General features: G+C 71.4%; 18 protein-coding genes. 13 read left to right on the top strand and 5 right to left on the bottom strand.

Annotation, left to right across the window (positions count from 1 at the left end):
• Positions 1-42 precede the first annotated feature (42 nt).
• From AB0J93_RS27995 to AB0J93_RS27985, 3 genes are all read left to right on the top strand, one after another.
• Positions 43-366 carry a plasmid stabilization protein gene (locus AB0J93_RS27995; protein ID WP_363925313.1) on the top strand — a complete coding sequence of 108 codons (324 nt, stop codon included), beginning with the start codon at positions 43-45 and terminating at the stop codon, positions 364-366.
• A 318-nt stretch (positions 367-684) separates the two neighbouring features.
• Complete coding sequence (locus tag AB0J93_RS27990) at positions 685-1,164, top strand: aromatic ring-opening dioxygenase LigA (RefSeq protein ID WP_363925312.1); 480 nt, start codon at positions 685-687, stop codon at positions 1,162-1,164.
• Positions 1,165-1,386: 222 nt separating this feature from the next.
• Positions 1,387-1,752, top strand: a complete 366-nt coding sequence (locus AB0J93_RS27985) for a hypothetical protein (protein ID WP_363925311.1) — start codon at positions 1,387-1,389, stop codon at positions 1,750-1,752.
• A 331-nt stretch (positions 1,753-2,083) separates the two neighbouring features.
• On the opposite strand, the gene AB0J93_RS27980 is transcribed toward AB0J93_RS27985, so the two are convergent.
• Positions 2,084-2,755 (bottom strand): response regulator transcription factor, encoded by a 672-nt coding sequence (locus AB0J93_RS27980; protein ID WP_363925335.1) that lies wholly within the window; start codon positions 2,753-2,755, stop codon positions 2,084-2,086.
• 5 nt (positions 2,756-2,760) lie between these two features.
• The gene (locus AB0J93_RS27975) at positions 2,761-3,996 is read right to left on the bottom strand and encodes a sensor histidine kinase (RefSeq protein ID WP_363925310.1); all 1,236 of its coding nucleotides are present in this window, start codon (positions 3,994-3,996) and stop codon (positions 2,761-2,763) included.
• A 153-nt stretch (positions 3,997-4,149) separates the two neighbouring features.
• Here AB0J93_RS27975 and AB0J93_RS27970 point away from each other — a divergent pair, with 153 nt between their 5' ends.
• From AB0J93_RS27970 to AB0J93_RS27955, 4 genes are all read left to right on the top strand, one after another.
• Positions 4,150-4,569 carry a DUF6220 domain-containing protein gene (locus AB0J93_RS27970; RefSeq protein ID WP_363925308.1) on the top strand — a complete coding sequence of 140 codons (420 nt, stop codon included), beginning with the start codon at positions 4,150-4,152 and terminating at the stop codon, positions 4,567-4,569.
• Positions 4,566-6,530 carry a multicopper oxidase family protein gene (locus tag AB0J93_RS27965; RefSeq protein WP_363925306.1) on the top strand — a complete coding sequence of 655 codons (1,965 nt, stop codon included), beginning with the start codon at positions 4,566-4,568 and terminating at the stop codon, positions 6,528-6,530. The genes AB0J93_RS27970 and AB0J93_RS27965 overlap by 4 nt, the downstream gene beginning before the upstream one ends.
• 343 nt (positions 6,531-6,873) lie before the next feature.
• The gene (locus AB0J93_RS27960; RefSeq protein ID WP_363925305.1) at positions 6,874-8,586 is read left to right on the top strand and encodes an ABC transporter ATP-binding protein; all 1,713 of its coding nucleotides are present in this window, start codon (positions 6,874-6,876) and stop codon (positions 8,584-8,586) included.
• Complete coding sequence (locus AB0J93_RS27955) at positions 8,583-10,298, top strand: ABC transporter ATP-binding protein (protein ID WP_363925303.1); 1,716 nt, start codon at positions 8,583-8,585, stop codon at positions 10,296-10,298. The genes AB0J93_RS27960 and AB0J93_RS27955 overlap by 4 nt, the downstream gene beginning before the upstream one ends.
• A 135-nt stretch (positions 10,299-10,433) precedes the next feature.
• Here the strand turns inward: AB0J93_RS27955 and AB0J93_RS27950 are convergent, their stop codons facing one another.
• Positions 10,434-11,837, bottom strand: a complete 1,404-nt coding sequence (locus tag AB0J93_RS27950; RefSeq protein ID WP_363925302.1) for an MFS transporter — start codon at positions 11,835-11,837, stop codon at positions 10,434-10,436.
• A 213-nt stretch (positions 11,838-12,050) separates the two neighbouring features.
• On the opposite strand from AB0J93_RS27950, the gene AB0J93_RS27945 reads away from it, so the two are divergent.
• Positions 12,051-12,737 carry a TetR/AcrR family transcriptional regulator gene (locus AB0J93_RS27945; protein WP_363925300.1) on the top strand — a complete coding sequence of 229 codons (687 nt, stop codon included), beginning with the start codon at positions 12,051-12,053 and terminating at the stop codon, positions 12,735-12,737.
• Positions 12,738-12,838: 101 nt separating this feature from the next.
• On the opposite strand, the gene AB0J93_RS27940 is transcribed toward AB0J93_RS27945, so the two are convergent.
• Entirely contained in the window at positions 12,839-14,203 is a 1,365-nt protein-coding gene (locus tag AB0J93_RS27940) for a PHB depolymerase family esterase (RefSeq protein WP_363925299.1), read from the bottom strand.
• 286 nt (positions 14,204-14,489) lie between these two features.
• On the opposite strand from AB0J93_RS27940, the gene AB0J93_RS27935 reads away from it, so the two are divergent.
• Complete coding sequence (locus AB0J93_RS27935) at positions 14,490-15,584, top strand: PaaX family transcriptional regulator C-terminal domain-containing protein (protein ID WP_363925297.1); 1,095 nt, start codon at positions 14,490-14,492, stop codon at positions 15,582-15,584.
• A 53-nt stretch (positions 15,585-15,637) separates the two neighbouring features.
• Here AB0J93_RS27935 and AB0J93_RS27930 read toward each other — a convergent pair whose 3' ends face one another.
• Positions 15,638-16,771: a sensor histidine kinase gene (locus AB0J93_RS27930; RefSeq protein WP_363925295.1), complete on the bottom strand. Its 1,134-nt coding sequence runs from the start codon at positions 16,769-16,771 to the stop codon at positions 15,638-15,640.
• 75 nt (positions 16,772-16,846) lie between these two features.
• Here AB0J93_RS27930 and AB0J93_RS27925 point away from each other — a divergent pair, with 75 nt between their 5' ends.
• The 4 genes from AB0J93_RS27925 (at position 16,847) to AB0J93_RS27910 (ending at position 22,728) form a co-directional block, all read left to right on the top strand.
• On the top strand, positions 16,847-17,485 hold the full coding sequence (locus tag AB0J93_RS27925) for a nitroreductase family protein (RefSeq protein WP_363925294.1): 639 nt from the start codon (positions 16,847-16,849) through the stop codon (positions 17,483-17,485).
• A gap of 136 nt (positions 17,486-17,621) precedes the next feature.
• The gene (locus AB0J93_RS27920; RefSeq protein WP_363925292.1) at positions 17,622-18,044 is read left to right on the top strand and encodes an OsmC family protein; all 423 of its coding nucleotides are present in this window, start codon (positions 17,622-17,624) and stop codon (positions 18,042-18,044) included.
• 137 nt (positions 18,045-18,181) lie between these two features.
• The gene (locus AB0J93_RS27915) at positions 18,182-21,013 is read left to right on the top strand and encodes an AAA family ATPase (RefSeq protein ID WP_363925290.1); all 2,832 of its coding nucleotides are present in this window, start codon (positions 18,182-18,184) and stop codon (positions 21,011-21,013) included.
• A gap of 158 nt (positions 21,014-21,171) precedes the next feature.
• Positions 21,172-22,728, top strand: a complete 1,557-nt coding sequence (locus AB0J93_RS27910; RefSeq protein ID WP_363925289.1) for an SGNH/GDSL hydrolase family protein — start codon at positions 21,172-21,174, stop codon at positions 22,726-22,728.
• Positions 22,729-22,754 lie beyond the last annotated feature (26 nt).

Here is a 22,754-nt window from a genome sequence, read left to right as displayed (position 1 = left end):
GGCACCTGACCACTGAACACTGTCGGTGGAGGGAGGCACTCCATGCCTGCGGGATCCAGCCCGAAGAGAGAACGGCAGTACGAGCACATCAAGGCCAGCGCCAAGAAGCGTGGCGTGGCCACCAGCCGGGCCGAGGAGATCGCGGCCCGTACGGTAAACAAGGAGCGGGCCCGATCCGGTGAGGCGCGGACCGCCAGCCGATCCTCGGTCGACGACGTCTCGTCCGGCCACCGGGGTGGCAAGCGTTCGCACCGTGGCGCTGGTGGGCGCACCAAGGAACAGCTGTACAACGAGGCGAAGAAGCGTGGCGTCAAGGGCCGCTCGTCGATGTCGAAGGCGGACCTGGAGAAGGCCCTGTCCCGCTGATACGGCGTCCCGGAAAGGTCGGCGGCCCGGTGAACGTTCCTGGACATCGCGCGCTCCGGACACCGACCCCGAGCCGGCACGACGGCCCGCCGAGCCACCACCCTCCCGCAGCAGCGGAGAACCCTTACTGCTGTGCCGGCCGCACCGCGGACGCCTCCGGTGCGGGATGCTCCCGGTCACCCCCTCGGTCTGTTCATCGGCCTGCCTGCGGGTCCGGGGGGTGTGCGCGCAACGCGGTACGTCCATACTGATCATCGTCCCCACCCTGGGGCAGCCGCATCCGCAGACGTGCGGGCTGCGACCAAGAAGGGAGAAGTCATGACGAAGACGACCGACGCCAGCGCGGTCAGGTCGACGACGCCCGGCGGTATCGTCCGGGTCCTGTCGGTGCTGGTGATCGTGGCTGGCCTGGTCATGTCGGTGGCCGGTGGGGCGACGTGGCTGACGGTGCAGCGGCAGCTTGCCGACGAGCGAATCACGGTTTCGGAGGACGCGAAGTGGTTCGCCGGTGAGAAGATCGACGGCCCCCTCACCGCGTACGCCGAGGCCGAGGTCATCGAGCGGCACGCGCTGGAGGCCAGCGGTGGCCGGACGTACGCTGAACTCGACCGGGAGGACCCGACGCGGCAGGTCGTGATGACCGGGTCCTTCCTGCGGGCGTCCCTCTTCACCTCGGTGGTGTCCTTCGGGGTGGCCGCCCTGGCCATGGGCCTCGGACTGATCCTCGCCATCATCGGCTACGTGCTTCTGCTCGTCTCCCGCCGACTGGCCGCGCTGACACCGCCCGCGACGGATTGACGATCGGCTGGTGGTCGCGCCACGGCCGTGGGTGGGCCCGCACCATCGGGCTCGCCCGCGACCGGTCGCTTGATTCTGTGCGCGCCTGGCACCGGGCAGGACTGTCGACACCCGACGAACGGAGACCTCTCGCGGGTGCGCGAGACGCCCGACGCGGCGTCGATGTCGGAGCCGGCGGCTAGCCTCTCGGCATGTCGCGATCGGTAATCCCAGGGAGAGGCGATGGCTGACGCCTCCGACGTACGCCGGCTGGCCCTGGCGCTACCGCACGCCGTGGAGATCGACAGCGACGGCTTCGACTTCCGGGTCGCGGACAAGGGCTTCGTCTGGTCCTATCCCGAACGCCGGCCGGGCAAGCCGCGCGTCATCCGCACCGACATCGCCGTGTTGTACGTCGGCGACGAGGCCGAGAAACAGGCGCTGCTCCTCGGCGAGCCGGCGCTGTTCTTCACCACCCCCGCCTACGACGGGCTTCCGCTGGTCATGGTGCGTCTGGCCGAGGTCACCGTCGAGCGGCTCGACGAGCTGATCACCGACGCGTGGCGGATGCGCGTACCGGATCGTCTGTCGCCGTCTCGACGCCCCTGACCCGGACGTCGACAAGGCGGCGTAGCGCCTCGGTCTCGCCACACCAGTCGGACGTACACGGCACAGATGACGGAGATCCGGCACGTCTCGTCGCCGCCGAGGATCAGGCTGTAGCAGTTGACCGCGACCTCCTCGACGGTCAGCGCGACCCCGTCCACCTCGGCGCTCGCGAGCATGCTGAGCACGTCGTCGCCCGGCTTGCTCCGCCGCTCCTCGGCCACCTCGGCGGCGAAGTCGAAGGAGCCCGCGCCGACATGGTCCGATGGTGGCAGGCCGAGCACGCTCCCGTGTGGACTCTTGCCGGTTCCTTTCCGACGCGGCTGGGACCGGATCAGTGCTGCTCGGTGTACTGGCCCAGACCGGTCTGGTAGGCGATCGCCACCAGTTGCGCGCGGTCCCGGGCACCCAGCTTGCCCATGGTGCGGCTGACGTGGGTGCGGGCGGTGGCCGGGCTGAGGAACAGGACGGCCCCGATCTCGTCGTTGCTCAACCCCTGCGCGACAAGCGCGAGCACCTCACGCTCGCGATCGGTGAGCACGGCGAGTCGGTCCTCGCCGGCCTGCGCCGCCTTACGCCGCGCGGTGAACTGACTGATGAGCCTGCGGGTGACCCGGGGGGCGAGCAGCGCGTCTCCGGCGGCGATGACCCGGATGGCGTGCAGCAGCTCGGCAGGGCCGGCATCCTTGAGCAGGAAACCACTCGCGCCCGCCTGAAGGGCCTCGAACACGTTCTCGTCGGTGTCGTAGGTGGTCAGGATGAGAATGCGGACCTGGTCCATTCCGGGCATCTCGACGATCTGCGCCGCGGCGCGGATGCCGTCCAGTCGCGGCATGCGGATGTCCATCAGGACGACGTCGGGTCGGGTGGCGCGAGCCAGTTCGACGGCCTCGGCGCCGTTGGTGGCCTCGCCCACCACGGTGATGTCGTCCTCAAGGTCTAGCAGCAGCCGGAAACCGGAGCGGACCAGTCGCTCATCGTCGGCGAGCAGCACCTTGATGGACACGGCGGTCACGGGAGGGACGCAACCGACGCGAGCGGCAGGCGGGCGACGACCTCGAAGCCGCCACCGGGACGTGCCGTGGCGTGCAGTTCCCCGCCGAGCAGTTGGCAGCGCTCCCGCATGCCGACGATCCCACGGCCGCTCGACTGTGGACCACCCGCACCCACCGCGACCAGCACGGGGTCCCGGGCGCCCTCGTCGATCACCTGGATGCGGAGCGCGTCGGACGCGGTCTCGATCGTCACGGCCACCCGGGTCGGCCCGACATGGCGGATCACGTTGGTGATCGACTCCTGGACGATGCGGTAGGCCGCGCTGTCCACCGCGCTCGGCAGCGACGCCACGGCCGGGCTCTGCTCGATGGTGACCTCCAGGCCGGCCTCGCGGGCCTTACCGGCGAGCGCGTCGACCTGGTCGAGACCCGGGTGAGGTTCGCGCCCGTCGTCCTCACGCAGGACGCCGAGCACCGCGCGCATCTCGTGCAGCGCCCGGGAGCTGGTCTGCTCGATGGCCCGCAACGCGTCGCGGGCCTGAGCCGGCCGCTTGTCGAGCACGTGCGCCGTGACGCTGGCCTGCACGTTGATGATGGCGATGGCGTGGGCGACAGTGTCATGGACCTCGCGGGCGATCCGTAACCGTTCGGCGTCGACCCGCGCCCGGGTCTCCTCCTCGCGGGCGCGCTCGGCCATCTCGGCCCGTCGTTGCGCGTCGGCGGCGATGACCCTGCGGGACCGGACGGACTCGCCGAGCGTGATGCTGATGACCGACGCCCCGATCCGGAAGAGCACCCAGCCCAGGGCTTCACTCGGCTGGACGTCCGCCCCGGCGACCAACCAACCGGCGGCCAGCACCGCGGTGCCCGTGCCCGCGATCAGCAGTGACCGCCGCCCGTCGCCGTAGGCGGCGAGGGTGTACAGGGCGACGAACAGACCGAGGCAGGACATCCGGTCGGGGAACCCGAGGCCGAAGTAGACCAGGCTGGCCGCTCCGGTGACCGCGAACACGGCAACCGGCCACCGGCGTCGGGCGACGACGGCCACGCCACTCAACACCACCAGGGCGTAGCCGGCGTACCCGAAATCCGAGGCGGGACGGCCGATCGGCTCGGGAAGGACGGCACCGTGCTCACTGACACTCTGGACCTGAACCACCGTGACGAACAGAGCCAACAGGACGTCGGCGAACCAGGCAGGCCGACGGCCGAGCCAGGCCCGTAGTCGTTCCGGCATCAGCCGCAGGTCCATGCCGCGATCCTACGACACCTGTCGCACTCTCCGGTGCGTGGCCGACTACGCCCTGCGACGTACCCGGACCGTCTCCAGCTACGCGGATCCGCGTAGTAGGAGCCACGCCTCGTGCCATGCGCGACAGGTGGCCCCGGCACCAGGATCGGTGCCATGAAGAAGCTCTTCGCGGGCCTGGCGTCACTGTTGCTGCTCGCCGAGGTCGCACAGTTCTATCTCGCCGCCAGCGGAGCGTTCGACTCCGCGCCGATCGAGGAGGCGTTCTCTCCCCACCGCTTCCTCGGGTATTTGATCCTCTTCTCCGCTGTGGTGCTCGCGGTCGTCTCCGCGGTGGCCCGGATGCCCGGCCGGGTCATCGGCAGGACGGCCCTGGTGGCCGGGCTGGTGCTCATCCAGTCGCTGATCCGCGAGGTCGCCAGGTCCTTCGGCGAGGGCTCCGAGACGGGTCACCTCATCTTCGGCGTACACGCCGTCAACGGGCTGATCATCGTCGGGGCGACCATCTGGGTGGTGCGGGAGGCTCGCCAGATCGCCTGGCAGCGCACCGAGCTCAGCGACGCGACCCGGTCATGACCACGGCGGCACTGACCGTCCTGGACCACGCCTGGGCGCTGCTCGGCGCCGGCGCGTGGCTCGCCTCCGCAGTGACCGCGGTACGGGGCCACGCCAGAGCCGCCCTGGTGCTGCTCGGCGCGGCACTGGTGTTCACCCTGGCCAAGGCCGTGTCGGTGGCGGTGCTGGCCGGACGGGGCTGGTGGTTCGTCCAGGAGAAGGTGCTGCTGGGGATGCCGCTGCTCGCGGTGGCCGCGGTGGCCGCCGTGGTGACCGCCGGACCGATGCTGCTCGCCCGGGGTACCGGAGCACCCCGGCGATCCGGTGGCGAAAGGGTGGGCGTCGTCGCGCTGTTCGCTGCCGGGTACGCCGCGTTGGCCGGCTTCGTGGTCACCTACCTCGGGGGGTATCCGCTGACCCTGCCGACGGCGCTGATCACGGTCGGCCTGGTGGCGGCGGCCGTCGGGCTGACCGCGCGGTCGCTCCCGGCACCCGGCGCGGACGTCGCGGGGGAGGGGTTCCCGAACGCCGGGATGCGCCTGTCCCGCCGTGGCTTCCTCGGCGTCGCCGGTGGCGTGGCCGCGGTCGGCGCGACCGGCACCGGCGCGGGCCTGTCGGTGCTGTCCTCCGGCGCGACGCACACCGTCGGCGGTGGGCCCGGCCCGAGCCGAGGGTTGCTGGTGTCGGTGGCCGACCTGCGCGGGCCGGACACCCCCGCGCCGGGCGGCGTTCGACGGGCGTACGAGGTGACCGCCCGCAAGGCCGCCGTGCGTCTGCCGTCCGGGAAGGACATCGACGCCTGGACCTTCGACGGTGCGGCGCCCGGCCCGCAGCTCAGCGCGACCCAGGGCGACCTCCTCGAAGTGAGACTGGTCAACCAGGACATCGACGAGGGGGTGACCCTGCACTGGCACGGCTACGACGTGCCGTGCGGGGAGGACGGGGTGCCGGGGCTCAGCCAACCGGCGGTGGCGCCCGGAGCCGCCTTCGTCTACCGGTTCCGCGCCGAGCAGGTCGGGACGTACTGGTATCACACCCACTACGCCTCCCATGTCGGCGTGCGGCGCGGCCTCTACGGCGTGCTCGTCGTGACCCCTCGTACGGATCCCGATCCCGCCGATCTCGACGTGGTCGTCCCCGTGCACACGTTCAGCGGCGGCGCGGCCGTCGCGGGCGTCGAGCATGTCGCGGTGGCGGGCGCGACGGTCCGGTTGCGTCTGATCAACACCGACTCCGACCCGCGTCGCTTCGCGCTGGCGGGCACCCCGTTCCGGGTGGTCGCGGTCGACGGCCGGGACCTGCACGGGCCCGGTGAGACGAGCCGGACCGCGGTGCGGGTCGCCGCGGGTGGGCGGCGCGACCTGGTGTTCGCCATGCCGGAGACCGCCGTCGCACTGTTCGTCGACGGCGTGGCCGCGGTGTGGCTACGACCTCATCCCGGCGCGCCCGACGGTGCGGCGGCCGCGCAGGACACCGCCGGGTGGCCGGAACTGGACCTGTTGACCTACGGGACCTCGACCCCCGTGCCATTGCGCACCGCGTCCGCGGACCGGCATTTCACCCTCGTGCTCGACCGTGGGCTGGCCATGGTCGACGGACGACCCGCGTTCGCGCAGACCGTCAACGGGCTTGGTCACCCGTCGATCCCGGACCAGCTCGTCGCCGAGGGCGACGTCGTCCGATTCACCGTGGTCAACCGCAGTCTGGAGACCCATCCCTGGCACCTGCACGGCCATCCGGTGCTGATCCTGTCCCGCGACGGCCAGCCGTCCTCGGGCAGCCCGCTGTGGATGGACACCTTCGACGTCCGTCCCGGCGAGGTGTGGAAGGTCGTGTTCCAGGCGACGAACCGGGGCATCTGGATGAACCACTGCCACAACCTGCCGCACGCCGACCAGGGCATGATGCTCCGCCTGCGGTACGACGGCGTCAGCACGCCGTTCCACGGCGCGCACGCGGCGGGACACCGCCGCCCTTCCTGACACGACAGCCTCAGGTGGTCAGCATGATCTCCGGGTACCGCGCCGTGACCATCTCGCTCACCTTCGTACCACGAACGAACACCACGTTCTCGTGATCGATCTCTGGGCGAGCCACATTCTGTTCATTCGCGGCCTGCCGGTTCGCGGTAGCTCGGCGGATGGGTCCGGGGTAGGGTGATTCTCGAACATGTTTGAAAATAGGGACGGGAGAGCGATGAATGCGACCCACTCCGTTGAGGTAGGAGAGCAGTCCACGCCGTCATCGGGAGGCACTCCCACGGTACGGCAGCCGGTGAACACGGGGCCGTTGCTGCGCCCTCATGCCCCCAGTTTCGTGGCGGTCGTGGTCCTGCAGGTCATCGGCGCCGTCGCCGGGCTGGCGCCGCTGTTCGCGGTGATCGAGTTGGGGCGCGCCCTGCTGTCGTCCGGCCCGGTTGACTCCGATCGGGTATGGACCTTCGTGATCCTCGGTGCGATCGGTCTGTTCGTCCGGCTGGTGTTCACCGGCGCGTCGTCCGGGCTCGGCCACGTCCTCGACGGCAAGGTGCAGCTGTCGCTGCGTCGGGCGCTGGCCCGCAGCCTCGGGCAGGCTCAGATCGGCTGGCTCTCCCGCCGCCGCAGCGGTGAGCTGGCGAAGGTGGTCGGTGACGATGTCGCCGCCGTGCACCCGTTCATCGCCCATGCTCCCGGCGAGTTGGTCTCCGCCTTCGTCGTGCCGTTGGTGTCGCTGGTCTACCTGCTGACCATCGACTGGCGGCTCACCCTGATCACCCTGATCCCGGTGGTGCTGGCCATCGCCCACGTCCCGCTGCTGATGACTCCGGCGCGTACCCGCGAGCAGCAGGACTTCGACGCGGCGATGGGCCGCATCGCCACCTCCGTCGTCGAGTTCGTACAGGGCATCGCCGTGGTCAAGGCGTTCGGCGGCTCCGAGCGCGCCCACCGCAAGTTCCTCACCGCCGCCGACGAGTTCGTCGACATCTTCACCCGCTGGGTACGCGGCGTCTCCGCCGTCGCCGCCGGCATGCAGTTGGCGCTGTCGCCGCCCTTCGTGCTGCTGGTGGTGCTGATCGGCGGCACGGTGCGGATCACCTCCGGCGACATGGCACCGGTGGACCTGCTGCCCTTCCTGCTGCTCGGGTTGGGGCTGACCGCTCCGGTCGCGGCCCTCGGCCACGGCTTCGACGACATGCAGGCCGCCGGCCGCGCGGTGAGCCGCATCCGCGAGGTCCTCGGGGTGGGGGCGCTACCGCAGCCCGCGCGCCCGGCCACCCCGCAGGACAACCGGGTGGAACTGCGTGACGTCCGGTTCAGCTACGACGACGGCCCCGAGGTCCTGCGCGGGATCGACCTGACGCTGGAACCGGGCACGCTCACCGCGGTGGTCGGCCCGTCCGGAAGCGGAAAGTCCACGCTTGTGCAACTGCTGCCCCGGTTCTTCGACCCGACGGACGGTTCGGTGCGCCTCGGCGGCGTCGACCTGCGCGACATCGACAGCAGAGAGCTCTACCGTCGAGTCTCCTTCGTCCTGCAGGACGTCCGGCTGCTGCGCACGTCGGTCGCGGACAACATCGCGCTGGCGGTTCCGCACGCCGCCCCCGAGGACGTGAAGCGCGCCGCCCAACTGGCGCACATCCACGACCGCGTCCTCGCGTTGCCCCGCGGCTACGAGACCGTGATCGGCGACGAGGTCAAGCTCTCCGGCGGCGAGGCGCAACGCATCGCCATCGCGCGTGCCCTGGCCGCCGACACGCCCGTCCTGGTACTGGACGAGGCGACCGCCTTCGCCGACCCGCAGACCGACCAGGCGGTACGGCAGACCCTGGCGACGCTGCGCGACCGGACCGTCCTGGTCATCGCCCACCGCCTGGAGACCATCGCCGACGCCGACCTTGTCGTGATGCTCGAGGACGGGGCGGTCGTCGAGCAGGGCAGACCGACCGACCTGCTCGCCCAGGATGGAAAGTTCGCCGCGTTCTGGCGGGCCCAGCAGTCGGCGGCCGCCGACGACAGCGAATCCCGCGGTGGTGTACTGCAAGGAGACCTTTCCCGATGATCAGAATGTTGTTGCGGGTGCTCGGCGACGAGTACGCCAAGCCGATGCGTCGCACGGTCGCCCTGATGACGGTGACCGCCGTGCTGGAGGGTCTGCTCTACGCCCTGCTGGTGCCCGTGCTGCGGGCGCTGTTCGGGGACACTCCGTCGGACGCCTGGCCGTGGCTGATCGCGTTCGGGATCTCCGTCGCGGTCTACGCGGTGCTGCGGTACACCAGCGACCTGTCCGGCATGCGCGTCGGCACCACGATGCTGCGGGGCATGTACCACGGCCTCGGCGAACACCTGGCCCGGTTGCCCATCGGCTGGTACAACGCCGCCCGGGTGGGCGAGGTGTCCGTCATGGCCAGCCGCGGTCTGCTCGCGGCGATGGGCGTGTCGGCGCACCTGCTCGGGCCGTTCATTTCCGCCTGCGTGACGCCGCTGACGATCGTTGCCGTGATCACGGTGTTCAACTGGCAGCTCGGGCTGGCCGCGCTGGTGGCGGCGCCGCTCGTGGTGATCACTCAGCGATGGACCGCGCGACTGACGGCCGCCAACGACGCCGACGACGCCGCGCGCAACAACGATGCAAGCGCCCGGGTCATCGAGTACCTCCAGGCTCAGCCGGTGCTGCGGGCCGGTGGCCGCAGCGGCGAGCGTTTCAGTCTGCTCGACGACGCGCTGCAGGGCGTGGAGCGGGCCTCCCGCCGCCAGACGATGTCGGTGCTGCCCGGCGCGGTGGGTCTGACGCTCATCGTGCAGGCCGTCTTCACCACCGTACTGGTCCTGGGAACCTATCTCGCGCTCGGCGGAGACGTCGGAGCCGCGGAGGTTCTGTCCATTCTGGTGCTCGCCGCCCGGAGTGCGGACCCGCTGCTGTCCCTGTCCGACATCGGCGGCAAGCTACGCACCGCCCGCGCCGAGTTGGACCGGCTCGACAAGGTGCTGCGCACCGAGCCGCTGCCCGAAGCGGACCAGCCGGTCCAGCCGCAGCGGTTCGACCTGGAGTTCGACGCGATCACGTTCCGCCACGGCGACCGCACGGTGTTCGACGGCGTGTCGCTGTCGGTGCCGCAGGGGCAGCGGTTGGCCGTCGTCGGTCCGTCCGGCGCGGGCAAGAGCACGCTGCTCCAGCTGATCGCCCGGTTCTACGACGTGGAGTCGGGAGCGGTGCGGGTGGGCGGGGTCGACGTGCGACAGATCGACTCCGGCGTGTTGATGGCACAGATCGCCATCGTCTTCCAGGACGTCTACCTCTTCGACGGCACGATCGAGGAGAACGTACGGCTCGGTCGCCCCGACGCCACTGACGCCGAGGTGCGGGCGGCGGCGACCGCCGCGCGGCTGGACGAGGTCGTCGAGCGGCTGCCCGGTGGATGGGCCGCGAACGTCGGCGAAGGTGGCGCGTCGCTGTCCGGCGGTGAGCGCCAGCGGGTCTCGATCGCGCGGGCACTGCTGAAGGACGCGCCGATCGTTCTGCTCGACGAGGTGACCTCGGCCCTCGATCCGGTGAACGAGGCGGCCGTCCACGACGGCATCGAACGCCTGATGGCGGGTCGGACGGTGGTCATGGTCGCGCACCGGATGCGGACCGTCCGACGCGCCGACCGCGTCGTCTTCGTCGACGACGGACAGTTCGTGGAGGAGGGCAGTCACGACGAGTTGCTGCGTCGCGGCGGTCGCTACGCCGACTTCTGGAGCCTGTCCATGGCCTCCAACACGAGTGAATGAGCTGCTCAGATGCCGGCCCATGAGCTGCTCGCGGGGGCGTGCGATTCCGGCCAGGGGCGGCGCACGACACGTGTGTCGTCGCGTGCCGCCCCCGGCCGTCACCGAGTGAGCCGCTCAGGACCTACCGGCCGCCGGTCAGGCCGCCTTCTCCGGTACGTCGATCAGCTCGCGGTCGCCCAGCTCGGCCTGAGCCGTCGGGCTGACCCGGGGTAGCACGACGAGCGCGATGACGGCGGCGACGATCCAGAGCCCGGCGCCGAGGGTCAGGGCTAAGGCGTACCCGTCGCTGAGCGCGCTGGGCGTGCCCTCCTTGCCGGAGTACTCGAAGGCGGCGGTGCTGAGCGCGGCGAGCCCGAGCGCGGCACCGAGCTGGCGGGAGCTGTTCAACAGGCTGGACGCGGTGCCGGTCTCGTGTTGGGCGACCCCGTGCGTGGCGGTGGAGACCATCGGCCCGAGGCAGAGCCCGAAGCCGACACTGGTGATCACCGACGGAACGAGGACGTCGGCGAGGAACGAGCCACCGGCATCGATCATGCCGAACCCGGCGAACCCGACCGCGCACACCAGCGCACCCGCGATCATGAGCGTGCGGGCGGGAATCTTGTAGCCGAGCTTGATGGCGATGACGGAGCCGACGACCACACCGATCGCCAGTGGCAGGAACTTCAGCCCGGTCTCCGCCGGGCTGGTGCCGAGCACCCGTTGCAGATAGAGCGAGAGGAAGTAGAAGGCCGAGGCCATGGTGGCGCCGGAGATGAGGTTGTAGGTGTTGGCACCCGCGACCGAACGGTTGGCCAGCAGGCCGACCCGGACCAGGGGATCGCGGGTGGTGGTCCGCTCGACGTAGACGAACGCGGCGAGCAGCACGACCGCCGCCGCCAGGGTGCTGAGCGTGACCATCGAACTCCACGCGTACCGGTCCGTACGGACGATGCCGAGCACCAGCAGCGTCATGCCTCCGGTGGCCAGCAGTGCACCCAGCACGTCCGGGCGGCCTTCGGGCGCGACCGGCAGGTCCCTGGCGATGCCACGCCAGGTCAGGACCATGGCGAGCGCGGCCATCGGCGCGCTGACCCACATCACCCACTCCCAGCCGGCGTACTCGGTGAGCACGCCGCCGATCAGGACGCCGAGGGCACCACCCGCGGCGTTCATCGCGGCCCACACGCCGAACGCCTTCACCCGGGGCTTGCCGCTGGGGAAGGTCGCGGTCAGCAACGCCAGCGCGGCGGGCGCCAGCATCGCGGCCCCGACACCCTGCGCGACGCGGGCGGCCACCAGCTGACCCGGCACGTCGGCGAAACCGCCCGCGAGGGAGGCGAGACCGAACACGACGAGCCCGATGAGCAGCATCCGCTTGTGGCCGTACCGGTCGGCGATCTTGCCGCCGAGCAGGAGTAGTCCGCCGAAGGCCAGGGCGTAGGCGTGGATCACCCAGGTCAGGCCCAGTTCGCTGAAGCCGAGGCTTTCGGCGATCTCCGGAAGACCCAGGTTCACGACTGACAGGTCCAGCGAAACCATGAACTGCACGACGGCCACGGCGGCCAGGGTGAGCCCTGGCCGGGCACCCCGGTCGACTGCTGATTGTCCGTTGACTAATGCCTTGTTCGTCACCGCAAAACCGGTCCTCTGTCGTAGCGACGGGTAGCGTCCGAGTTTTCGAACGCGTTCTTAAATTAACCTCGGCCGTGGGCCGCTGTCTAGCGCGTCACCTCGAAGGAACCTGGTTGGTGGAGGGGGCATGATGGGTCGGTGCCCCAAGCCAATGCGCCGCGACTCAAAGCAGGCAGACCGCCGACGACATCTCGCGCCCAGATCCTGGCCGCCGCGCGCGGCCTCATCGATCGCAACGGCTGGGAGAGGCTCACCATCCGCAAGCTGGCCGCCGAGATCGGCGTGGGGGCAACGACCCTGTACCACCACGTGCAGGACAAAGAGGACCTACTGTTCCTCTTGATCAATGAGTACGGAGAGCAGGTCGTCCACCCCCGGCTGCCGGAGGAGCCGCAGGAACGCGTCATCGTCGCTGCCGCCACGATCCACGATGCGCTGGCGGCGTGGCCGTGGGCGGCCGAGGTCCTCACCACCGACGGATTCATCACCCGGCTCGGCGACTCGCCGCTGGGGCTGGTCGAGGCGGTCCTGGCCGGCGCCATCGACCACGGCTGCACTCCCGACCACGCTGTCTACGTCTTCCGCAGCATCTGGTACTACACGGTCGGTGAAATTCTCGTCCGGTCACACACAGCGCGTCGGGGCGGCGGCGACGGGGCGAACCACCGAGGCCCGTTCTTCGGCAACATCGACGCCGAGAAGCTGCCGCATCTCGCGGCGCTCGGTGACCGCTGGGCGGTGCTGGCCCCGCGCGACACCTATGTCGACGGCCTCCGTGCTCTCGTCGACGGGCTGCTCGCCCAAGGCGTCCAGGCTGAGTCGTAGGCGCGTCGGGGCGCGGGACCCCAGGGCTGCCGACGCGGCATGTCACCGACAGGCACGCCGGGGAGGTGCGCCAACGGCTCCTCCCCGGCGTGCCGACGGTGTCAGGCGATCGTGCAGGACGCCCCGTTGAGGGTGAACGAGCTGGGCCTTGCGGTGTTACCGGTGTGGGTGGCCTGGAAGCCGATCGTCAACGATCCGTTGGCGGGGATGCTGGCGTTGTACGAGACGTTCCTCGCCGTCACCTGCCCCGAGCTGGGGGAGTAGGTGGCGTTCCAGCCGCCGGTGATGTTCTGACCACCGGGCAGGGTGAACACCAGTGACCAGCCGTTGATCGCGCTGGTGCCGGTGTTGGTGATGGTGATGTTCTCGGTGAGCCCGTTGTTCCACGCGTTGATGGCGACGGCCACGCGGCAGGCGGCGGGGCCCGGCGGTGGCGTGGTCGGGTTCGGCGGCGGGGTGGTCGGGTTCGGCGGCGGCGTGGTGGGGTTCGGCGGCGGGGTGGTCGGGTTCGGCGGTGGCGTGGTCGGGTTCGGGTTGGTCAGGCCGAAGAACTGGACGGCGGCTGCGGCCATGCCGCCGGAGGGCAGGCTGTGGCCGGCACCCTGGATGCTGTACGCCTCGACCTGGACGGTGCCGCTGGTGTCGGCGAACCGGCGGCGGTTCCAGTTGGCCTGCGGCGTGTCGGTGGAGGTCGGAGTCTGGCTGAGACCGAACACGTTGGTCCACTGCTCGACGGCTTCCTGCAACAGTGAGAACGGCACGAGCGTGTCGTTGGTGCCGTGCCACAGCTGCACCCGGGGACGCGGACCGGAGTAACCGGGGTAGGCCTGGCGCACCGCGTCACCCCACTGCTGCGGGGTCCGGTTCATGTTGCCGCCGGTGCACTGGCTGCTGCCGGGCGGGTAGTCCGCCGCGTTGGCGAAGCAGTTGAACGGGACCCCCATGAACGCGGCACCGGCCTTGAACACGTCGGGGTAGAGGGCCAGCATGTGGTTGGTCATCATGCCGCCGGACGAACTGCCCGTCGCGTACACCCGGTCGGGATCGGCGTTGTACTGCTGTTGCGCGTACCGGACCATCGACATGATGGAGACCGGGTCGCTGCCGCCGCCGCGACGCTTGGCGGCATCCGACCAGACGTCGAAGCAGTTGCCGAAACCGGCCTGCTGGGTCGCGGACGGGTAGATCACGATGAAGCCGTAGCGGTCGGCCTGGCTGGCGAACTCGCTGCCGGAGTAGAAGCCGGGGCCCGAGCCGCCGCAGCCGTGCATGGCCACCACCGTCGCCGGCCTGGCCGGGCGGTTGTCCGGCACGTAGATGTGCATGCGCATCCGGCCGGGGTTGTCGCCGAAGCTGGTCACCTCGGTCAGCGAGGCCGCGTACGCGGGACTGATCGTGGGGGCCACCAGGCCGGCCGCGACAAGCGACACGGCCAAGCCGAGCAGTAACTTTCTTCTGATTTTCACGGACGACTCCTTCGAACGCCTGTTAGCAGGCTGGGATCGGTCTGCGCGTTGTGCTCGCGGGTGCGCCCAACTCCCCGCAGTGATCACGGCGTGTCCACCACGTCTGGCTTGCCCTGCCCGGCTCCGTGTGGCGTCGTGTAGCAGATATTGTTCTCCTGGGCCCAGGAAGTGTCAATCGACGTACCTCGATCAACTGTGGCCCTCGTCCCGGCCGGGCCGACGGACCGACTCATCAGCGTCCATCTACAGTCGATACCCCGTCCCCCGAGTCGAGTCCGGAGCGCCCGTGACTAGCCCGTTCCACATCGAGGAGATCTACTCCGACGACGGGAGCAACTCGCTCCGGATGCCGCGGCGACAGGTGGGCAACTCGCCTCAGGGCTTCGCGATGACGCTGCTGGCGGACTACACCCTGCGGACCCGCGCCGCGCTTCCCTCCGCCGCAATCGTCGCGCTGCTCACCGAGTCCGGGGTCACCACCGCCGGTGCCCGTACCGCGATCAGCCGGCTGGCCCGTCGTGGTGTGCTCGAAGGAAGTCGGCACGGACGCCGCAGCTCGTACCGACTCAGCCGGGCCGCCGCCGCCAACCTCTCCAGCGGAGGCAACTGGATCCTCACCTCCACCACCGCCGCGGCGCCGTGGGACAGGTGCTGGACGATCGTGGCCTTCTCGCTGCCGCAGGATCGCAGCGCCCAGCGCCGGGCGCTGCGCAGTCAACTCCGCTGGCTCGGGTACGCGCCGCTGTACGACGGCCTGTGGATCTCGCCGTACGAACTGACGCCGCGGGCGCGGGTCCAACTCGAACAACTGACCCTCGGCACCGTCACGGTCTTTCGCGGCCGCCAGAACGTGCTGGGGTCGATCAGTGACCGTGCCCCCATCGAGGCATGGGACATCGACGCCATCAACCGGCACTACGCGGAGTTCCTGGACAGTTGGACTTCGCTGCTGCCGCTGGTCAGCTCCGGGCAGGTCGACGGTGCCGCGGCGGTCCGAGCGCGTACCGAGGTGATGGACACCTTCCGCCGCTTTCCCACCCTCGACCCGCAGCTACCGGTGGAACTGCTGCCGGCCGGCTGGCTCAGGCAGCCGGCCCGGGAGCTGTTCGCAGCGGTGTACGACGGTCTCGCGCAACCCGCCGAGCAGCACGTCCGGGCGGTCGTCGGGCGGTTCACCGACAGCGCGCCGCTCGGCATCCGGGCCCACACCACCGCCGACCTGATCGCCGGCGTACGCGCTGACGGCGGCGCCGGCCCGGCTGAGACCGGGCAACCCGGTGAGTGGCAGGGCCCGGACCCGGCCACCCACTGCGACGAGGCTGACGGCCCGGGCCCCGGCCGAGCTGACCTGACGGCCCGGGCTCCGGCCGTGCGGACCTGACGGCCGGCGTCCAGCACCTGACCGTCAGGCCGGCGGGCGTCGCCCGCTGCGGCTCATGCCGCCACGGTGCGCGGCAGCGTCGCCGACACCGTCCAGCCGCGGTCGAGGTTCGGCCCGGCATCGACCGAGCCGCCGAGCAACTGGGCCCGTTCGCGCATGCCGATCAGCCCGAAGCCGGCGGGCCCGAACCCGCGTGGACCAGGACCTTCTCCGTCGTCGCTGACCCGTAGCCGCACCACCTCATCGTCGCAGGCGACCCGCACCACGATGCGCGTCGCATGTCGGGCGTGCCGGCGGGCGTTGGTGATCGATTCCTGGGCCAGCCGGTAGATCGCAGTGGACACCGGCATCGGCAACCCGTCGAGATCACCGGACAACTCCACCTCGACCGCCGGGCCCCGAGCGGAGCGGCTGGCCAGATGTTCGAGGTCGGCGATGCGTGGGGCCGGCGTCCGGTCGGCCGGCTCGTCGCGGCGTAACACCCGCACCATCGCGCGCATCTCGACAAGCGCCCGGGTCGCCTCGGCCTCGATGATCCGTAGCGCGTCGGCGGCAGCGGCCGGTTGCGTGTCGAGCACGGCCAGCCCCGCCTGGGCCCGGATCGCCATCGCGGACACGTGATGGGCGACCGTGTCGTGCAGATCGCGGGCCAGTCGCTCCCGCTCCAGCAGCTTCACCTGCTCGAACTCGCGTTGGCGCGCTCGTGCCCGGTAACGCAGCGCAGCTCCGAGGGCCAGCGCGGCCGAGACCACCCCGGCCCCGGCCAGCGCGTCGCCCGGACGGAGATGACCGACCGCCGCCGACAGCACGATCTTCGCGGCGACGATGGTCGCTCCGAGGACGGCCTCGCGTCCCGCACCCCACCGCGACAGCGAGAACACCAGGATCAGCAGGTAGGCCAGCGTGTGCAGGCCGAGATCGCCGCCGACCACGGCCTCGCCGACGGCGCAGACCGGGAAGGCGACCGCCGCCATGAGCAACGGCCTGGTCCGTCGCCAGAGCAACACCGGGGCGAGCCCGACGCCGACCAGGACCGGCACGAACGCCGGTGCCGGCAGATCCGACCGTACGAACCCCTCCAGCAGCGCCGTCGCCGCGAACACGACGACCAGCAGCCAGTCCCGCCATCCGCGCGGTGGTCCCGCCGGGCGCGGCTCGTGCCACCACGATCGCAGCAGCTCCCGCACCACCCGATCGTACGGGCGGCCGAACCTCGACCACCAGGGGCGACAGCGCCCCGGACCTGGTGGCAGGATCCCCGCATGCAGTTCGCAGAGGTGATCCGTCGTCGTCGGATGGTGCGGCACTACGCCGACCGGCCGCTCAGCCCCGAGATCGTCGAGACGATCCTGGCCAGCGCGCTGCGGGCGCCGTCGGCCGGCTTCTCGCAGGGCTGGGCCTTCCTCGCCCTCACCGAGCCGGGCGACCGCGCCCGATTCTGGCCCTTCGTGCCGACCCGCGTCGCGCAGACCCCCACGATGCAGAACGCGCCGCTGGTGGTCGTACCGCTCGCGCACAAGGCGGCCTACCTCGCCCGGTACGCCGAGGCCGACAAGGGCTGGACCGACCGGTCGGAGGCCCGCTGGCCGGCACCCTACTGGTACATCGACACCGGCATGGCGGCGCTGATGATGCTGCTCACGGCCGTCGACGAGGGACTGGACGCCTGCTTCTTCGGCATCATGCCGGCAACCGGTGCGGACTTCACGCCCGAGGTCGACGTCCCCGCGCACACGGCCGCCTTCAAGGCCGAGTTCGGCATCCCCGACGAGTACACGCCGATCGGCGGCATCTGCATCGGTTACCGCGCCCACGACCTGCCGCCGCAGAACCCCACCGTCGCCGCGCGTCGCCGGGACGCCAGTTCGGTCATCCACCGCGGCCAGTGGGGCAACGCCTGACCCAGTCTTCCGGCTCCGGCAGCACCGTGCCGGTCCGGTCGGGTGTCGATCAGCGGGGCGGTGCAGGCCCAACGGCCCTGCCGCGCATACCTCCTCAGGGTTGGGATGAGAGAGAGGACGTACCCGAGGAGGGGCTATGACACCCACGAACACCAGAGTCGACCTGGACCCGATCGACGTGCGGTTTCGTGCCGGAGAGGCGTACGAGATCCGGGTGCGCGATCACCGGCTGCTGGCCGACCAACCGGTCGACGCGGGCGGTGCTGACACCGCGCCGAACCCTACGGAGCTGTTCGCCGCCTCGCTCGCCGCCTGCGTCGCGTACTACGCCGGGCGTTACCTGACCCGGCACGGGCACGACCGTGCCGGCCTGACGGTGACCGCGTCGTTCGAGATGGCCACCGACCGACCGGCCCGGGTCGCCGCCATCCGGATCACCGTACGACCGCCGACCGACCTGCCGCCGGAGAAGTGGCCCGCGCTGCGTGCCGTGGCGAGCCACTGCACGGTGCACAACACCCTGCTGAACCCGCCGGAGATCGAGGTCGACATCGAGTGAACCGGCGACGGCCGGTGCGGCACCGACGACGCCGACGAGCCGGCGGCGGCACGGCACCGACGATGCCGACAACGATCGGGCCGATAGTTGATGGTCACCGATGGCTGTCGCTGTGACACTCCCCGTGGGGAGGCGAGATGACGGCCAACCGAGAGGTGGGATTCGGGCCCGACCCGGTGCTTGTGGGCCGGGCAGCCGAGCTGGAGTCGCTGGACGGTGCGGTGGCCACCGTGCGGGCCGGGCGATCCGTGGCGGTCGAGGTGTGCGGCGAGGCGGGCCTGGGCAAGACCCGGATCCTCCGCGAGTTGGCCCGGCGGGCCGCCGCCGCCGGGCTGCTGGTCCGCCTCGGCCGGGCCACCCAGTACGAGCAGGGTGTGCCGTTCGGGCTCTACGCCGAGATGGTGGAGGCGGCCGGTAGCGGGCCGGGCGACGCGGCGCAGCCGTCGGTGCCGGTGGCGGTGCGGCGGATGCTCACCCAGGCACCGGAACCGGGTGCCGCGCTGCTGCTCGACGACGTGCACTGGGCCGACTCGGCGTCACTGGAGCTGACCGAGCATCTGATCGGCAACCCGCCGCCGGTACCGATGCTGCTCGCGGTGGCGTTCCGCAGCGCCTGCCCACCGGCACGGCTGGTCAACGCCATCGCACGGCTCGGCCCGGCAGCCACCCTCATCGACCTTCCGCCACTGGACGCGGCCAGTCTGGACGTGCTGCTGGCCGGCGTGCCACGTCGCCGCCGGGAACTGATCCTGCGGTCCAGTCTCGGCAACCCGCTCTACATCCAGGCGCTGTCCCGGCTCGACGACGACGAACTGGACGGTCTGGCGGCCCTGGCCCGGCGCGACCCGGTCGACGACGACCGCCTCGCCGGATCGCGACGGTCCGTGCTGGCGGGACTCGCCGCCGAGATCACCGCCCAGCAGTTGTCGGTGCAGCGGGTCGCCCACATCGCCGCGGTGGTCGGCGACCACACCACGATCGACCTCGTCGGGCACGTCGCCGGCCTGCCGATGCCCGTGGTCACCGCGGCGGTCGACCAGCTCGGGCGGCTCGGGCTGCTCGACGCGGACGGCGGTCGGCTGCGCTACCGGCACCCGTTGATGCGGGCCTCGGCGTACGCGTTGACCGGCGCGGCCTGGCGGTTCGAGGCGCACACCCGCACCGCCGGCTACCTGCGTGGCCGGCGGGCGTCCCGGCAGTTGGTGGCCCACCACACGGAACGGTCCGCCCGCCACGGTGACGAGACCGCCGTGGCCACGTTGGTCGACGCGGGTGTCGCGTTCGCCCACGAGGCCCCCGCCCAGGCGGCCCGCTGGCTCGGCACCGCGCTGCGCATCATGCCGGACGCCGGGCCGCGCGACGAGCGGCGTGCCGAGGTGGCGATGTGGTACGCCCGGGCCCTCGGCCGCAGCGGCGAGCTGGCCCGCAGCCGCGAGGTGCTCCAGCGGCTGCGTCGGGCCGGGGGGCCGGTGCAGACGCGGGCCGAGACGTTCGGTGTGGCGGTGGCCCGGCAGCTCGGCGACTTCGCCGAGGCGGCCGCGACACTCGGCACGCAACTCGGCCGGGGCGGGCTCGAGCCGGTCGAGGAGGCGAAGCTGCACGTGGAACTGGCGGCCGTTGACGCGTTCCGGGAGGAGCCGACCTCGGCGGTGCACCACGCGCAGCGGGCCCTTGAACTGCTCGACGAGCGCCGGTCGGTGCTCGTGGCGGCGGCGCTGACGCTGCGGGCCCTTGCCACCCTGTACCTCGGCTGCGCCGGGTCGGCACGCGAGCAGCTCGCCGCCGCCGTCGTCGCCGTGGACGCCACCGGCGACGCGGACCTGCGCCCGTACGTCGAGATCGTCTCACCGTTGGCGCTGGTGGAGATCCAGTTGGGCAACTTCGCCGACGCGGACCGACATCTCGCCCGGGCGAGACGGATCCTGGACGGCCTCGGGCCGAGCAGCGCCTCGCCGTACCTGCTCGTCATGGAGTCGCTGGTGCACACCCGCGCCGGCCGGCTGACCCGTGCGGTGCGGGCCGCGGAGGAGGCGCGGACCGCCGCCGAGCGGGTGGGTAGCACGGAGATGGGCGCGATGGCGGCGGCGGTCCGCCTGCGCCCGGTGCTGTGGACCGCCGGCCCGGCCGCGGCCCTCGCCACCGCCGGCCCCGCCGTGGCCCCCGTCGGCGGCGACCTGGGCAGCGACGGGCCCGAGGTGGTCGGGCCGCCGCGGTCCCGGGCGTGGTGGCGGATCAACCGGGTGGAGCTGGCCCTGGCCAGGGCGGTCGCGGGTGACTGGGGTGGTGGCGCCGACCTGCTCACCGAGCCGGCGACACCGCCGTCGAGACATCCACCGGTGCTGGTGGCGCGGGACCTGGTCGCGGCCGTCGCCGCCGTCGGGCGAGGTGACCACGCCACCGCCAGACAGGTCGGTGAGCGGGCGGAACGCCGGGCAACCGCCGCCGGCCTGCCGTACGAGATCGGACTGGCCCGGTTCGCCCGGGCCTTCACCGCGTACCGGATGGAGGGCCCGGACCGGGCGACGATGCTGGCGGAGAGCGCGGCGGCCAGCTTCGCGGCGGCCGGGACGCCGATGGAGGAGGCGTTGTCCCGCCACCTCGCCGGTGCCGCGTACCTCGTCGCGGGCCGGTACGGCCCCGGCGCCGCGGCACTCGACCGCGCCGAGACCGGTTACCGGGCCTGCGGTGCCGGGTGGGCCGCATCCGTGCTCGCCGAGCACCGTGCCACCGGCCCGGCACGCTCTGGGCGACCGGCCGGTGATGCCGCCCTCACCGTCCGGGAGCGGGAGATCGCCGGCCTGGCGACGACCGGCCTGAGCAACAAGGAGATCGCCACGCGGCTCTATCTGAGCCCACGGACCATCGAGTCCCACCTGAACCGGGTCTTCGCCAAGCTCCAGGTCCACTCCCGCACCGCGATGGCGCGCCGGCTCTCCGAGGCTGCCGGCGACCACGGGCCACCTGCGTAGCCGCTTGCGTAGTTTCACGGATCCGCTGCGTCAGCGCGCTTTGCCACCCTGCCGGTACCCGATTCCGCAGGACGTGAGGGGTGATGATCGTGGACGGAAGACGCCGGTCCCGGCACCGGAGCGCCATCGCATGGTGGTCGCTACGGCGACGTTCCCGGGTGGGCGTGTCGATCCTGATGGTGGTCGGGCTGCTGACTGCGATCCAACCGGTGACGGCCGCCTCGGCCGCCCCGATCGGTTCGACGGCCGGGCCGACGGTGTCGGCTGCGGGGTCGGACGCCGGGTCGACCGAGACCTGGGAGCCGCGGCCCACGCTGCCCGGACCAGTGGTGGTGCCGCGTAAGGGCACCCGGCCGGCGCCGTTCACCAGCCGGACCGCACCGGTCAGTCCCAAGGCGCTGCCGGGGCAGGAGAAGGCGACCGGGAACGGTCTGCGGGCCGGCGCCGGATCCGCGGTCCGCAGCCGGACCGCCGGTGCCGGTCAGGACGCGGACTGGTACTGCCAGGAGCAGGTGACGCGCCGGACGTCGGTCAACGCCGACGCCGACAACTACTCCGCGACCGTCGAGTATCTCGCCGAGCTGAGCTGCAACTTCTACCTCGACTACGCGTACGGTGTCGCCGGTGTCGTCGACCGCACCCCCGGCTACGACGGCACGCTGCTGTACGTGGGCTCGCCGTTCGCCTTCAACCGGTACTACTACGGAGCCACCAGCGGCGGCGTCCGGATCCCCGGTGACCTCTACGACGGTGGCCGCCAGGTGGAGATCCTCTTCGAGCTCTACCTGCTGGCGCCGGTCGGTTCCGCCTGGGGCGCCTGCGGTCCACTGCCGGGCCTGCGCTACCTGCTCTGCGAGGGGCTCGGCACGGATCTGCTGCACATCGTGCTGGGCACCGGGACGTTCGACAGTGGGCTGGCGGCACCGGTGATCCGTCACACGGCGCTGGGTGACTCGTACTCCGCCGGCACGGGTGCACCGCCGTACCTCGGCCCGCCGAACCCGGCGATCTGCCGGCGGGCCAACGCCACCTACTCGATGCAGATCCAGGGTGACCGCTTCCGGGGTCTGCCGATCGACCGGACCAACCTCAAGGCGTGCCACGGCGCGCGGATCAACGACCTGACCAACCGGCAGAGCCTGGAGGAGTTCGCCCAGGTCGACTACGTGAAGCCGTACACGAGGCTGGTGACGGTCACGATCGGCGGCAACGACCTCGGGTTCGCCACGAAGCTGCGCGACTGCGCGCTGTCGGACTGCGGTGGCGCTCCGCTGGTCACCCCGGCGGAGCTACAGGCCACCCAGGCCAGGCTGGTGTCGCTCTACCAGAACATCCTCTCCCGGATGCGGTCCGACGCCGTGCTGGCGGTGCTGAGCTACCCGGCCTTCCTGCCCGTGCCGGGCGTCGACCCACTGCCCACGAGCGGGGGGTGCTTCGGTACGAACGCCACCATCGACACCGCCGAACTCACCCGCATCGCCGAGGCCACCGCCCAGGCCCGGGACATGATCGCCGCAGCCGTCCGGGCGACCGGTGACGGGCGGATCGTCTTCGTGGACGCCTTCGACGTGTTCCAGGGCCACCGGGTGTGCAGCGGTGATCCGTGGTCCAACGGGTTCGTGGTCTCGGACCCGGAGGATTCCTTCCACCCCAACGCCCGCGGCTACCGGGCCATGGCCGACCGGCTGCGCCAGGTGCTGGGCATCACTCTGTGACGGTGACGCCGGCAGGGGCACCCGGG

Origin of the sequence: Micromonospora sp. NPDC049374 (assembly GCF_040677165.1) — a bacterium.
In the GTDB taxonomy this organism is placed as follows: Bacteria; Actinomycetota; Actinomycetes; order Mycobacteriales; family Micromonosporaceae; genus Micromonospora.
This window is presented reverse-complemented; position numbering and strand designations above follow the sequence as displayed.

Excerpts from the sequence above, each read along its gene's own strand:
- AB0J93_RS27965 (WP_363925306.1), top strand. The coding sequence starts at position 4,566 with ATGACCACGGCGGCACTGACCGTCCTGGACCACGCCTGGGCGCTGCTC.
- AB0J93_RS27915 (WP_363925290.1), top strand. The coding sequence starts at position 18,182 with ATGACGGCCAACCGAGAGGTGGGATTCGGGCCCGACCCGGTGCTTGTG.
- AB0J93_RS27920 (WP_363925292.1), top strand. The coding sequence starts at position 17,622 with ATGACACCCACGAACACCAGAGTCGACCTGGACCCGATCGACGTGCGG.
- AB0J93_RS27990 (WP_363925312.1), top strand. The coding sequence starts at position 685 with ATGACGAAGACGACCGACGCCAGCGCGGTCAGGTCGACGACGCCCGGC.
- AB0J93_RS27985 (WP_363925311.1), top strand. The coding sequence starts at position 1,387 with ATGGCTGACGCCTCCGACGTACGCCGGCTGGCCCTGGCGCTACCGCAC.
- AB0J93_RS27970 (WP_363925308.1), top strand. The coding sequence starts at position 4,150 with ATGAAGAAGCTCTTCGCGGGCCTGGCGTCACTGTTGCTGCTCGCCGAG.
- AB0J93_RS27925 (WP_363925294.1), top strand. The coding sequence starts at position 16,847 with ATGCAGTTCGCAGAGGTGATCCGTCGTCGTCGGATGGTGCGGCACTAC.
- AB0J93_RS27955 (WP_363925303.1), top strand. The coding sequence starts at position 8,583 with ATGATCAGAATGTTGTTGCGGGTGCTCGGCGACGAGTACGCCAAGCCG.
- AB0J93_RS27995 (WP_363925313.1), top strand. The coding sequence starts at position 43 with ATGCCTGCGGGATCCAGCCCGAAGAGAGAACGGCAGTACGAGCACATC.
- AB0J93_RS27975 (WP_363925310.1), bottom strand. The coding sequence starts at position 3,996 with ATGGACCTGCGGCTGATGCCGGAACGACTACGGGCCTGGCTCGGCCGT.